This is a genomic window from Alkalibacillus salilacus (assembly GCF_030812915.1).
Classification (GTDB): domain Bacteria; phylum Bacillota; class Bacilli; order Bacillales; family Alkalibacillaceae; genus Alkalibacillus; species Alkalibacillus salilacus.
On sequence record NZ_JAUSTQ010000001.1, the window covers coordinates 252,797 to 265,945 of the forward strand.

The 13,149-nt window shown below is 38.0% G+C and carries 16 protein-coding genes; 4 read left to right on the forward strand and 12 right to left on the reverse strand.

From position 1 onward, the window contains the following. Window positions 1–83: 83 nt before the first annotated feature. Window positions 84–1,097: a quinone oxidoreductase family protein gene (locus J2S77_RS01285; protein ID WP_306973916.1), complete on the forward strand. Its 1,014-nt coding sequence runs from the start codon at window positions 84–86 to the stop codon at window positions 1,095–1,097. A 198-nt stretch (window positions 1,098–1,295) separates the two neighbouring features. Here J2S77_RS01285 and J2S77_RS01290 read toward each other — a convergent pair whose 3' ends face one another. Both J2S77_RS01290 and J2S77_RS01295 read right to left on the reverse strand, forming a co-directional pair. Then, a complete protein-coding gene (locus tag J2S77_RS01290; protein WP_306973918.1) occupies window positions 1,296–2,384 on the reverse strand; it encodes a C40 family peptidase in 1,089 nt (362 codons plus the stop codon). A gap of 232 nt (window positions 2,385–2,616) precedes the next feature. Then, window positions 2,617–3,051, reverse strand: coding sequence for a VOC family protein (locus J2S77_RS01295; protein WP_306973920.1), 435 nt, complete (start codon window positions 3,049–3,051; stop codon window positions 2,617–2,619). 175 nt (window positions 3,052–3,226) lie between these two features. Between J2S77_RS01295 and J2S77_RS01300 the strand changes: the two genes are divergently transcribed. The 3 genes from J2S77_RS01300 to J2S77_RS01310 all read left to right on the forward strand — a co-directional run bounded on the left by J2S77_RS01300 (window position 3,227) and on the right by J2S77_RS01310 (window position 5,148). Continuing rightward, window positions 3,227–3,673, forward strand: a complete 447-nt coding sequence (locus J2S77_RS01300; RefSeq protein WP_306973921.1) for an NUDIX hydrolase — start codon at window positions 3,227–3,229, stop codon at window positions 3,671–3,673. Between the two features lie 13 nt (window positions 3,674–3,686). Next, window positions 3,687–4,409, forward strand: coding sequence for a DUF3784 domain-containing protein (locus tag J2S77_RS01305; RefSeq protein ID WP_306973923.1), 723 nt, complete (start codon window positions 3,687–3,689; stop codon window positions 4,407–4,409). Between the two features lie 82 nt (window positions 4,410–4,491). Then, on the forward strand, window positions 4,492–5,148 hold the full coding sequence (locus tag J2S77_RS01310; protein WP_306973924.1) for a DUF4396 domain-containing protein: 657 nt from the start codon (window positions 4,492–4,494) through the stop codon (window positions 5,146–5,148). Between the two features lie 74 nt (window positions 5,149–5,222). Here the strand turns inward: J2S77_RS01310 and J2S77_RS01315 are convergent, their stop codons facing one another. The 10 genes from J2S77_RS01315 to J2S77_RS01360 form a co-directional block, all read right to left on the reverse strand. Then, on the reverse strand, window positions 5,223–5,960 hold the full coding sequence (locus J2S77_RS01315) for an SDR family NAD(P)-dependent oxidoreductase (RefSeq protein ID WP_306973926.1): 738 nt from the start codon (window positions 5,958–5,960) through the stop codon (window positions 5,223–5,225). Window positions 5,961–6,130: 170 nt separating this feature from the next. Continuing rightward, window positions 6,131–6,499: an iron chaperone gene (locus J2S77_RS01320; RefSeq protein WP_306973928.1), complete on the reverse strand. Its 369-nt coding sequence runs from the start codon at window positions 6,497–6,499 to the stop codon at window positions 6,131–6,133. A 289-nt stretch (window positions 6,500–6,788) separates the two neighbouring features. After that, window positions 6,789–7,553: a putative hydro-lyase gene (locus J2S77_RS01325; RefSeq protein ID WP_306973930.1), complete on the reverse strand. Its 765-nt coding sequence runs from the start codon at window positions 7,551–7,553 to the stop codon at window positions 6,789–6,791. 12 nt (window positions 7,554–7,565) lie between these two features. Continuing rightward, on the reverse strand, window positions 7,566–8,843 hold the full coding sequence (locus J2S77_RS01330) for a TRAP transporter large permease (protein ID WP_306973932.1): 1,278 nt from the start codon (window positions 8,841–8,843) through the stop codon (window positions 7,566–7,568). Beyond that, window positions 8,840–9,295: a TRAP transporter small permease gene (locus tag J2S77_RS01335; RefSeq protein ID WP_306973934.1), complete on the reverse strand. Its 456-nt coding sequence runs from the start codon at window positions 9,293–9,295 to the stop codon at window positions 8,840–8,842. The genes J2S77_RS01330 and J2S77_RS01335 overlap by 4 nt, the downstream gene beginning before the upstream one ends. Before the next feature lie 79 nt (window positions 9,296–9,374). Next, on the reverse strand, window positions 9,375–10,382 hold the full coding sequence (locus J2S77_RS01340) for a TRAP transporter substrate-binding protein (protein ID WP_306973937.1): 1,008 nt from the start codon (window positions 10,380–10,382) through the stop codon (window positions 9,375–9,377). 3 nt (window positions 10,383–10,385) lie between these two features. Continuing rightward, window positions 10,386–11,189 (reverse strand): carbon-nitrogen family hydrolase, encoded by an 804-nt coding sequence (locus J2S77_RS01345; protein WP_306973939.1) that lies wholly within the window; start codon window positions 11,187–11,189, stop codon window positions 10,386–10,388. Next, entirely contained in the window at window positions 11,189–11,860 is a 672-nt protein-coding gene (locus tag J2S77_RS01350; RefSeq protein ID WP_306973940.1) for a DUF2848 family protein, read from the reverse strand. The genes J2S77_RS01345 and J2S77_RS01350 overlap by 1 nt, the downstream gene beginning before the upstream one ends. Window positions 11,861–11,887: 27 nt before the next feature. Beyond that, window positions 11,888–12,550 carry a GntR family transcriptional regulator gene (locus J2S77_RS01355; RefSeq protein ID WP_306973942.1) on the reverse strand — a complete coding sequence of 221 codons (663 nt, stop codon included), beginning with the start codon at window positions 12,548–12,550 and terminating at the stop codon, window positions 11,888–11,890. A gap of 132 nt (window positions 12,551–12,682) precedes the next feature. Next, a complete protein-coding gene (locus tag J2S77_RS01360) occupies window positions 12,683–13,147 on the reverse strand; it encodes a pyridoxamine 5'-phosphate oxidase family protein (protein WP_306973943.1) in 465 nt (154 codons plus the stop codon). Between the last annotated feature and the right edge of the window lie 2 nt (window positions 13,148–13,149).

Sequence of the window (13,149 nt, forward strand, 5' to 3'; positions counted from 1 at the left end):
ATTTTTAGCATAATTATTTAAATAGCAAGTCTGTTTGCTTATTTGACCTTTATAAAAGAACAGAATAAAAATTGTAAAAGATAATGTTAGATTTTAAACAAGTGAAGGGAATGAAAAAAATGAAGGCCGTGGTCCAATATGAATATGGAAATGCAGATGTACTAAAATATACCGATGTTGAAATACCGAAGATAGGTGAAAACGAAGTCTTAATAAGAGCAGCCTATACAAGTGTAAATTATGCAGATATTAAAAAGCGTACAGGAAATAAAGGAAAAGGTGAATTTCCCCTAGTTTTAGGGTTAGATGTTTCAGGAATAATTGAAGAAGCTCCACCTAATTCCACACTTTTAAAAGGTGATAGAGTAATAGCTTTTCCAAAAAACGGTTCATATGCAGAATATGTAGTAGCAAATGAACAATTGGTTTTTAAAATTCCTCATAGCCTCCCACTTGAGAAAGCTGCAACTATGCCAACAGTGTCTATTTTATCTTATATTCTTCTATTTGAAATTGGACAGGTTCAAGAATCAGATACCATAGTTATTCATAGTGCAGCTGGTGGTGTAGGTTCAATGCTTGTACAGTTAGCAAATTTAGCTGGCATCCAGAACATCATCGGCACAGTAGGAGATTTAGGTAAAGAAAATTATGTGAAAGCATTAGGAGCTGATACAGTGTGTACCTATGAAACATTCACACAGGAAGTATTAAAGCTGACTAACGATCAAGGAGCTAATGTTATTTTTGATTCTGTTGCAGGTGAGGTTAGCAATAATAGTTTAGATTGTTTAGCATTATTCGGAACACTTGTCCAATTTGGCAATAGCAGCGGTGAGGCGGGTACCTTTAAAACTAGCGACGTACATAGTAGTTGCAGGAATATTAAAGGATTTAGTTTAGGGACAACTAGAAAGCATAATCCAGAACGTTTAGCACCTGTTGCAAAAAAAGTCTTGAAGCTATTTGAATCGAATGAAGTTACTCTCCCTGTTGCACAAGTGTTTAATTTAAATGATGTTGAAAAAGCTCATAAACTAATTGAAAGTCGCAGTTATGAAGGAAAAGTTTTAATTAAAATTAATCATAGTCTTTGATGAACTAAAAGGAACAATTATATAATAAGGAATCTACGATTAATAAACCCCAAAAATTAGAGATTTTACTCTAACTTTTGGGGTAAAATACCTGCGACTTTATTTTATAATACATCTGTTTTGTTCGTACTCCAAAACCGAATTACTTACAACTTAAAAACAGATCTTTCACTTAAAGAATTGATACGCTACCTTTCCTTAGTAGAACCGCTTGAAATCTGCAAAATGCTTATTCCAGTAGCTATTATCTAAACTTGCGATCTCTACACCATCAGAACCAGCATGGATGAATTCATTATCGCCTAAGTAAATACCAACGTGAGAAATACCTGACTTATAAGTATCTTCAAAGAAGACTAAATCGCCAATCTTAGGTTCATCAACATAATGCGAACGATCATAGTAACCATCACTCGAATGGCGTTGAAGGTCTTGACCAGCTTGACTATAAGCATATTGAATAAATCCACTACAATCAAATCCACTCGGACTATTGCCAGCCCACTTATAGCCTACACCTTCCATATCAGTCGCTATGTTGACTAACTTCGAAACATTGTAATCGACACTAGAAGGCTTCTCCTGTTCGCTCGTATTCTCAGATGGTTGGCTATCCACGCCTTTTACATCTAATGTTTGGTCTACATAGATGAGATGCGACGATAGATTGTTCCAAGATTTCAAATTGGCAACCGTCACGCCATACTCTCCTGCAATCTTACCAAGTGTATCCCCTGACTTTACCGTATAAGTCGTCGTTGATTGATTGTTATTTGATTGACTGTCATTTGACTCATTTTGATCAGAGCTTTCATTCGAAGAACTTTCATCATTGCTTGATTCGCTAACCTTCAAACGATCACCAGGATAAATTAACGTCGTATCTAAATCATTCCAGTCCATTAAATCACGAAGCGAAATACCATATTGACTCGAAATAGCGCCTAACGTATCACCACGTTCAACTGTGTGATGTTGCGTCGAGCCACTTCCCTGAGCTTCCTCGTCATCTTGTGAGTCATTAACCAATTCGACATCGCCTTCATCAGACTGACCCGATGATTCCTCGCTCGTTTTTAGCGTTTGATTAGGATAAATAATGTTCGAGTCTAGGTCATTCATATCCTTCAACACTTGTACACTAATGTTGTAGTCCCGGGCAATGTTCCATAGGGAGTCTCCTGACTGAACCTCGTATGTAGAGGCTTCCGCTTCACTCGCAAATACAACAGTAGACGCAAAAGCAGCCCCTATTGTAAAAGAAGCGACTTTTTTCTTGTTAGCCATTCATACACCACCTTTTAAGATTTCAGATAATTCGACATCTTTTGATGTTCATTATACTATACTCATAGATTAGTACAATCTTTATAAAGGCCTAAATTCGTGAGATAGCTAGGTGGCGCACTTCCACAACTTACGAATTATAACACTTCTCTACTGAACAACCTTTTTACCTATTTGATCTTAATAAAAAGACGTTACCCAAATTGGCAACGTCTTGTCTAAGCATTTAAAATTATAAAGTAAGCATAGCACCGCGCTCATCAAATGTTGAATCTGGATTATACGCGACTTCCCATAAGTTATACTCAGGATCCTTAAAAGTGGCTGAATAACCATCCCAGAATACACCACTTGGTTCTTTCAATACTTTTCCTCCTGCTTGTTTCACCTTATCAATGATCGCATCCACCTGATTTGGTTCATCGACGTTAATCGAAAATGTAATCCCTTTGAAAGCATTTGGTGATAACGGACTAACCTCCAACCCAGACTCCTTAGCCAGTTCTTCTACTGAAAATAGCGACAACATGACACCAGCCGTTTTAAAGGTCGCAAAATCTTGGTAGCCATGATCTGTTTCTTCCCAGCCTAAATCTTGATAAAACTGACGTAACAATGGCAATTCATGACACCCGATCGTAACAAGACTTATACGTTGTAAAACCATATGATTCACTCCTTTTCTAAAGTTTTTATTCTAGTTAGGCAGAAGAATCCCCTTCTTTTTTTATTATCCACTAATCTAGTTAACCCTGAGTTGGAGCCCAACGCCTAGAAATCGCTTTAATTTCTACCATTCTTAAATATGACATCATGTTAAAATGTAGTTAGAGGTGATATTCATGAGTAAAAACCGTTTTACGTTACTCGCTGCTGTTCATGTATTTTTAATTCAAGACGGTCACGTGCTGTTATTAAGACGTTATAACACAGGTTATCAGGATGGGAACTACAGTGTATTAGCTGGGCATTTAGATGGAGGTGAAGACGTCATTCAAGCTGCACAACGGGAAGTGTTAGAAGAAGGTGGCGTCACGGTTCCTTATGACCATTTTTCCATGGTTGGGGTGATGCACCGCCAGTCAGATGACGAGCGCATTGACTTTTTCTTAACAGCTAATGATTGGGAAGGCGAGATCACCAACATGGAGCCACACAAATGTGATGACTTATCATGGCACCCCCTTAATCAGCTTCCAGACAACACGATTCCTTATATCAAACGAGCAATAGATAATTATCGGAATGATCGATCATTTGATATTGTCGGTTTTAATAAAATGACGTAAGAGGTGGTTAACTGTGTCACAAGGTATGATTATTTATGGTATCGTCATGGGGTTTACCTTAATCATCATGGGAGGTTTTACTTTTCTTGTTTATAAACGAAACGATTTAACGTTAATCAGTGGATTTGCGAATCGTTCAAAAGAAGAGCAACAACAACTAATCACGAATGGATACACGAATGCGATTAAACGCTATTTATTACATACTTTCATCATCTTATTCGTGACCTTTATTGTCGGCTTTTTGCCTATACCATACGGCATGGAAATTGGGTTTTCCATCTTATTGTTATACAGTTTAGTCGGGATTGTTTGGATTCAACGTTACGAAATTGAATCAAAACGCAAGCGTGGGTACTGGATTACGGGAAGTATTGCTGTGGTGTTTATCGTTGGTATTATAGGCCTAACCATTTGGGCATTTCAACCAAATCAAGTCACGATCACCGATGAACAGTTCACCGTTTCAGGATTGTATGGGGTTGAATGGGCACAATCAGACATTAATGAAGTCCAGTTGCTTGAGGAGATGCCAGAGGTTTTGATTCGAACGAATGGATTTGCGATACAAAATTTAGCAAAAGGTCATTTTCGCGTCGATCAATATGGCTCTGCAAGACTATTTTTAAAAGGCGAACACGGACCTGTTCTTTATGTTGCTAGCGAAAATGAGCAATTATTTGTTAATCATGAAGAGGACGATACAGTTCGCGAATGGTATGAGGCGTTGAATTAACAACTATAACTTTTACTTAACGCTCCTGTTTCGTTCCCTTAACTAAAGGGTACATCCCGATTAGGAGGAGGGATGTACTCTTATGTTAACAATCATTTCATGGATTGCTTTAGTTATTGGTATAATGTCATCTATGATTATCGCAATCGATGTATTCAAACATCCACAAATGATGACAATCATGAACATCGTTTGGCCGATTAATGGTTGGTTTTTTGGACCTTTTGCAGTCTGGACCTATTTCAAATGGGGACGATTAAAGGCGAAAGACTCAAATCAAGAAGATGAACGCCAACAATCAGCAAAAATATTTGTTTCGGCTAGTCATTGTGCTGGTGGGTGTACATTTGGTGACATCGTAGGCGTTCCCATTGTAGCATTGACTGGCATGACCATTGTTGGGTCGACTCTATTCGCTCATTATCTAATTGAGTTTATATTAGCTTATCTGTTTGGCATTATCTTTCAATTTTTAGCTATTTATCCAATGCAACAAAACAAGTATAAATTCCATGCTTTTAAATCAGCAATCAAAGCCGATACTTGGTCAGTAATCACTTTCCAAATTGGTATGTTCGGTTGGATGGCAGTTGTTCATTATTTACTATTCTCAAATCCACCAACTCCTGTAGAACCGACATTTTGGTTTATGATGCAGATTGCTATGATTCTTGGTTTCTTAGTCAGTTATCCAGCTAATTGGTGGCTTATTCAAAAAGGCATAAAAGAAGCAATGTAACATTGAAGTCATTTAATTCAATACTCACATAAAAAAGGGAAATCTCATACTAAAAGAGATTTCCCTTTTTATATTTATTGCGCTGTCACGCCACCGTCGACGATTAAACTAGCACCTGTCATGAAGGAAGAATCATCGCTTGCTAGGAATAAAACTGATTTAGCGATTTCTTCTGGCTGTCCTAGACGTTTTACTGGTGTTGCTTCAGCTAAGGCTTCTCGACTCTCTGGCGGTAAGATTGGTGTCTCGATAAAACCTGGGCAGAGAGCATTTACGCGAATGTTTTCTTCAGCATATTCAACACCCAGTGAACGAGTAAGGTTAACCACGCCACCTTTAGCCGCATTATAAGCAGCTGTTTGGGCAGCTCCTACATGGCCGTACATCGATGCTGTATTCACGATTGTGCCACCGCCTGATTCACGCATTTTGCGAATGCCTTCACGCGCTACTAAAAAGACACCATCTAAATCAACATTAACCGTCTTGCGCCAATCATCGTATTCTAATTCATGAGTCGGGCCTTGAGAGCCAATACCTGCATTATTGAACACGATATCAATTTGACCAAATGCTTTCGCTACATCGTCAAAAGCCGCTACAACTTGATCTTCTTTCGTTGTATTCACTTGATGAAAAGCCGCTTCAGTGCCGTTCGTTTTCAACTCATCAACCACTGCTTGACCTTTTTCATCATCCAAGTCTGCAATCACGATTTTTGCGCCTTCTTTAGCAAATAATCGTGCAGATGCAGCTCCAATACCTGATGCACCACCTGTAATAAACGCTACTTTGTCTTGTAGTTTACCCATGGACAATTCCTCCTTATGAAAACTTTCATAATTGTGATAATCCTTACACTTTTATTATAGCAAGTTGACACACAGTCACAATCAGCAAACTTTCATAGAGTGTCTATTAAATCGACACTTTATACATTTCTGTCTAAATAAAATGAAATTATTGTCCTAGATAAACCGTTCTATCGCCAAAACTTTGTGTAATTTTGTTTATCTTCAATATTAAATGCAATCATCTTCTCAAGTAATTGATAATCAACCTGTTCTTTCCATTTAATTTTCAACAACTCTTTCGTCGTCTCATAACCCGCTTCTTTTATCTCATCAAGAAATTGTTCCAACGCCACACGTTCAGGCGCAATAGACATGTGATGCTTGGCCATACTGAATGCTATAATAAACGTCCCGTGATCTTGGAACATCGGCTGATTCCATTTGACGACTGGTTCTAATTGCGGGAATGTCTGCTTCACCCAATTAAGTACTGTTTCCATTCTTTCTTTTTGATTAGGATCATCAATCTTTGCTAGATAATCTTTAAAAACTTCCACAAAAAATCCCCCCATTAAACTGGATAACTTCTAACTATTTCCTTTATCATATATAATGATTACATAAAAGTAAACGTCAATTGAGCTAGGAGGCTCATTTTGTTTGATAACCACAATTCAAATGACACTTTTGATCGCGGCTTCTTTGGTAGTCCTGGATGCATGATCATTCTCATTCTCGCGATTATTATCATTTCGGTGATCACCAACTTATAAGGCGATGAATGATAATAAAAACCAGAACGCTTTCACAAAAGAAAAGCGTTCTGGCTTTAATTATGGACTATCTTTATCTATATTCTTCGACGCTATCTGTAATAAACATATGCCCTGGGGCATGACTCACGAATATTGGAATACCCGCTTTTTCTAATACATTCTGAGGTGTCACTCCACAAGCCCAAAACACTGGCACTCTGTCCTCCTCAAAATCTACTGATTCTCCGTAATCTGGATGATTAATGTCTTCTATCCCTATCTCATTGGGATCTCCAATATGAACGGGGGAACCGTGTGAAGTCTCAAATTTGCTCGTAATATCAATAGCTTGATCGACTTCACTTGGTTTTAAAGGTCGCATACTAACAACCATGTTCCCAGTAAACATCCCAACAGACTGACACGGGATAGTTGTCCGGTACATCGGAATAACCCTTTGTTGCTCTTGATGCAATAACTGAATTCCTTGTTCGACCAAAGCCTTTTCAAATGTGAAACTACATCCGATTAGAAACGTCACAAAGGAATCACACCAGTCATCATAAAGATTAAGCACTTCTTTTGAAAATTGTCCGTTTTTATAAACACGATATTTCGGTACATCAGTTCTTATATCTGCTCCAAATGCTGTAGTCGGCTCTACTTGACCAGGTTCAAGTACCTCAATTAATGGACAAGCTTTCGGATTCCGTTTGCAAAACAACAAGAAGTCAAACGCATACTCATAAGGTAATGAGATGAGATTCGTTTGTAAATAATGTGGACACAAATCGCTAGTTGTCATTACACGCTCATTCTTACGAAACAAATCTCTCATTTCTTTAGGACTGCGCATCACTCAACACCTCTAATTATTAAATAACTCAACCGGGAATAAAATGACATCTGGGATATAAGTAATCACTAACAAGACAGCGATTAATATTGCGACCTGTGGAAAGAGAAACTTAAACATCTTAGGCACACCAATTTCAGCAATGGATGATGTCACAAATAAACATACACCCAGTGGCGGCGTTACCATACCAATGGTTAAGTTTACTGCCAAAATAATACCGAAATGCAGTGGATCTACACCTGCTTGTTCCACGAGTGGCAATAATAATGGTGTGAAAATAGATACCGCACTAATCGTATCAATAAAGGTTCCTGCCAATAGCAATATGACATTAATCAATAAAAGTAATAAGATCGGATTGTCTGCGACAACTCCCAATGCACTAATTAATTGTTGTGGAATTTGGTTAAATGATAAGAACCAAATGAATAGGGATGCCCCACCAATTAAGAAGACAATAGCAGATGTTGTTTTGGCCGTTTGTAGTAAAATTGGTTTTAGGTCTTTCAGCGAAATTTCTCTATATACAAACATGCCGATAATGACAGCATACACAACCGCAATGACACCTGATTCTGTTGCCGTGAACATGCCTGATACAATACCACCAATAATAATGACTGGCATCATGAGTGCAAGAACCGCATGCTTAAATCCATGTAAAACTTCACCTAAAGAAGCCCGCGTTTCACTAGCTCTATAATTATACTTCTTACCAACGAAATAACTATAGACCATCAATCCTAGTCCCATTAGCAACCCTGGAATCACACCAGCAATGAATAAGTCACCGATAGATTCATTGGCCATTACTCCGTACAAGATGAGTACAATACTTGGCGGTATAATAGGACCAATTGTTGCAGCTGATGCTACTAGACTTGATGAGAAACGTAGATCATAACCATCTTTCTTCATCTCAGGAATCATCATACCACCAATAGCCGCTGCTGCCGCTATGGCTGTACCTGTTAATGCAGCAAAGAAAACGCTAGTTATAATTACGACCATTGCTAGTCCACCAGGTAATGGACCCACAATTGTTTTAGAGAAGTTGATCAATCGTTTCGAAATACCACCTTTGGTCATTAATTCACCTGCTAGAACAAACAATGGAATGGCGACTAATGTGAATTGATCAATCCCATTAAACACATTACGAGGTACATTAATTAATAAATCAGGACTGCTGAATAATATACCTAAAATCGAAACAAATATAAGTGAGAAAGCAATCGGAATTCTAAGTAGTATAAGAACAAATAATAATACAACAAGCCAAATCATTTGAACACCTTCCTAACATGGAAGTAAAACATTAAGACTGCACTGATTGGTAAAGCTAAATAAACATAAGCTTTTTGGATGTCTAAAAACCCTAATGTTTGACCAGAATCTAAATTGTTCTGAACCAGTTGGACACCATATAAAACTAAAAAGATAATCGTAAATCCAACTAGGACAAACTCCAACACTTTTAATACTTTAATAGTTAAACCCTTTGCTTCCTCAAATAAATCAACTGTCAGATGGCCACTATTATAAATTAACAATGCAGCACCAAACAGAATGCTATAAACGAACGAAATCATCAAGACTTCTTGCGACCAACTCAAAGGCTGTTGGATCACTTTGCGAAACAAAACTTGTAAAAAGGTCACAACCACAGTTGTTGATAATGTAATAGCAACTATGACTTCTACAAGTCGATAGATTAAGGTATCTATTTTGTTAAGCAATAGAAACACCTCATTTCATTTACAATTAAGATAAGAAACTAGCTCCTAGCTTTATAACGGTAGGAGCTAGTCCAGTTCTTTAGTTACGTGCTTCTTCGATACGGTTAATTAGATCCTCTGGAACTCTGTCTGATACAGCTTCTTTTACATCTTGTGTTGCTTCACGGAATGCTTCACGATTTGGTTCGGTAATCGTGACACCATTATCCTTAAGCTTTTGTTTAATCTCGTCTTCTTTTTCAGCTAGTGTCTCTCTGTGATATTCAGTAGTTTCTGTTACAGCCTCCTCGACTGCCGTTTGTTGCTCATCAGTTAGGCCGTCAAATACTCCTTGATTCATAACCACGATTGCTGGTGAATAAGTATGGGACGTTAAAGCAACATGATCCTGCACTTCATAGAATTTCATTGAATCAATTGTCGGTAATGGGTTCTCTTGCCCATCAACTACACCTTGGTCTAATGCAGAGTATAATTCATTGAAATCAACTGGTGTCGGCTCAGCTCCTAAAGCTGACATATGCTCTTCCCAAACGTCTGAAGGTTGAACACGTATCTTTAATCCTTCTACATCTTCAGGCTGATTAATTTCACGTTGATTGTTCGTTAAATGTCTGAATCCTACTTCCCAGTAGCCTAATCCTTTCATGTCGTACTCTGAAGTCTTATCCAATAAATCTTGTCCGATTTCTCCATCTAGAACACTATAAACATGGTCTTCGTCATCAAATAAATAAGGAATGCCAAAAACATTCATCTCTTCTACTGTATTTGCAAATGAACTGTCTGCTGCTACTGTTGTCATCTCAAGTGAACCATCCATCACTTGTTCTACGGCATCTGCTTCACTACCCAGCGTTGCATTTCCATGAATTTCAATCGTAACGCCACCGTCTGTTTTTTCTTCAACTGACTCTTTAAACTTTTCGGCAGCTATTTGATACTGGTGTGATTCAGAACCTGAATGCGCTAGTTTAATACTAGTTGATTCTCCATCACCAGACCCAGATTCCGATTCGCCCCCGCTTCCGCAGGCAACCAAGATCAATAAAGTTGTTGATAATAACAATAAAAGTACTTTCTTCATTTTCTACACTCCTCTATCTTTTTTATAAATTTCAGGTACCCGACTATCGAAAATCGGAACATCGTGCCTAACCTTTTTCACCTTTTCTAAATCTAGTCTTAGGCTTAACGTTTCTTCCTGACTATTGCTACCTTCTGCCAAGACATCTCCCCATGGGTCGACAACCATGGAATTGCCACTAAATTCTTGACCATCATACTCACCGATTCGATTACTCGAAACGACATACATTTGATTTTCAATCGCTCTAGCAATTTGTAAGCTCCGCCAATGTTTCCTACGAGCAGCCGGCCATTCTGCTACAACACATAGTACTTGAGCTCCTTCTAAAGCTAATGGTCTAATCAGTTCTGGAAATCTCAAATCGTAACAAATGATTAACCCAAATTTGACGCCATCTAATTCAAATACCTCCGCTGGCTTCTCACCCCCTGTGAGATAATGATGTTCATTTAACATAGGCACTAAATGCGCTTTATCATATTGATAGACCAGTTCACCTTCACGGTTGATCACCACAGCCGTGTTATAGATCCCTCCTTCTTTTTTATTCGCTATAGATCCACCCACGATATTCACGTGGTGTTTTGTAGCTAAATCCTTTAAGAATGAAATGGTAGGCTCACCATCTTGATCAGCTATATCTTCTAATTCTGGTAATGTATAAGCTGTCGTCCACATTTCGGGAATCACGATGGTGTCTGGACTATTTTCCTCAACATCACGATCAATCCACTCAGTAAGAAGTTGTCTGTTTGCCTCAGGATCCCCTGGGACTATATCCATTTGAAAAACTGAGAAGTTCATTATGACTCACCTGCAATTTGGTTAATGGTATATTCAGTTTCAATCTGTTTATTAGAAACTGGATCTTTTAAGCGCATCTTGAATTTCTCTCCGAATTTAAAACCATCCAATAAAGGAACCGTGCCCGCAAATACAATTGACCCCTGCAAAGGCACATGATTCTGATTCAAGTATTCTATTATTTCTTCGTATGGAATAATCGCCGTTAAATCATGATGCTGGTAAGGAACCCATTCTCCATCTACATAAATGTCAGATGATAATTCTAGTTGATCCCAATGATCTTGAACGTCTGATAACTTCCAGACATCATTAGCGAATGGTTTGTCACAAACTTGCTTGGATTTGTTAATATCGACTGTTTCTAAGCCTCTATCAGTATGGTCACTGCCAACTGTGATATAAGTTTCGTCACCGAAGATCAATACAATTTCAGCTTCGCCACTTGATTTTCCGCCGATTACATCCATTTGGCCTATTTGATTCAAGCTTGTTAACCTAATCGGATACAGTGCTGGGACTTGGCTTGGTTCAGGAATTCCCATCTCTTTCAGCTCTTTAATATGCTCTAAGGTCTTTTCCTTATTGCGTCCCGTATAGCCAATGCAATAGACTTCCGAGAGATTGACAGGTATTTTTTCCCCTTGATAGTTTAAGTTGAATTGATACATTATGACTTCTACCTCCATGCCTAGTTGTTACTTAATATTTTTAACAACCGTTTCTGTATTGCTTAAGTGATAGTCTAGCTTGTCCATAGCTATCTGCTCATCTTGTTCTTGTAAACCTTCTAAAATGGCCCGATGTTCTTTAATAACTTCTTCCATACGACCCGGCTTCATCAACGCTTCATGACCTATTACCCTCGTTAAATTATGCAGATCGATAAAAATCTTTTTGAACATATTTTGCTCAGCAAATTCTAGTATGGTTTTATGAAACATTTGGTCTAGCTCGATATTACGTAATCGATCATCATTTTGAGCAGCCTCTTCCTGTTCAGATAAGATGTCATAAAGCTCTTGAATTTGTTCTTCAGTAATAAGCGGGGCTAACTTCCGAACGCCTTCTTTCTCCATTGATTTCCTTAAATAAATAATCTGTTCTTTTTCATTTTCGGAAATTTCCCTTACTTTGAAGCCTTTCCGTTGCTCATGTACTAAAAGCCCTTCTTTCGTTAATTCCGCCAAGCTTTCACGCACCGGTGTTCTCGAGACATCAAAGGATTTAGACAATGATATTTCTGTGATTAATTCATTTTTAGGGATCGATCCATGTAAGATCGCACTTTTTAACTCATCGTAGACTAACTCTTTTGATGTTTTGTTTTTTTGAATCGGTTTTAAATCGAATTTACTCATAACATCCACCTCTATGTATGATGTATACATCACACACTATAATATGTAAGCGGTTTATTGTCAAATAATTTTAAAATTTTGTTCGGACAAAATAAAAAACAGGCAGAGCGTATCTACCTGTTTCCTAGTTCATTAAAATGTGAAGGCGTCTCCGTCGTTTGGTAATGAGTAAGATTGATCTCTTACCACCACTGTATCAGGCTTGAATTTAACCAACACACTACTTCTATCTATCTGTCTAAAGCGTGGAGGCCAATCAGTTTCTTTCGGTCCCAAATAACGTGACAATAACTTATTAGCAATGGTTTCATCGAATGGTTCAACTGTTGCAGTCCCTCTAAAACCAGCATGTAATACCAAGCCAGTATGAGGATTGAAATCAATAATTCCAATAGCACATTTTGGATGTTGTTTGATCCTATTTGGAAAAGTATCAGATGGGGTTCCGATGATCCATAAGTGCCCATCTTCCCAATGAAACCAACAAGGTGTGTCTTTAGGCGAATCGTTTTCCACCGTTGCAAGATGTGCAAACAGTGGCTTTTCAAGTAGTTCTTCCAATTCAAAACTTTTATGGCGGTCTGCAATTATCTTCATTT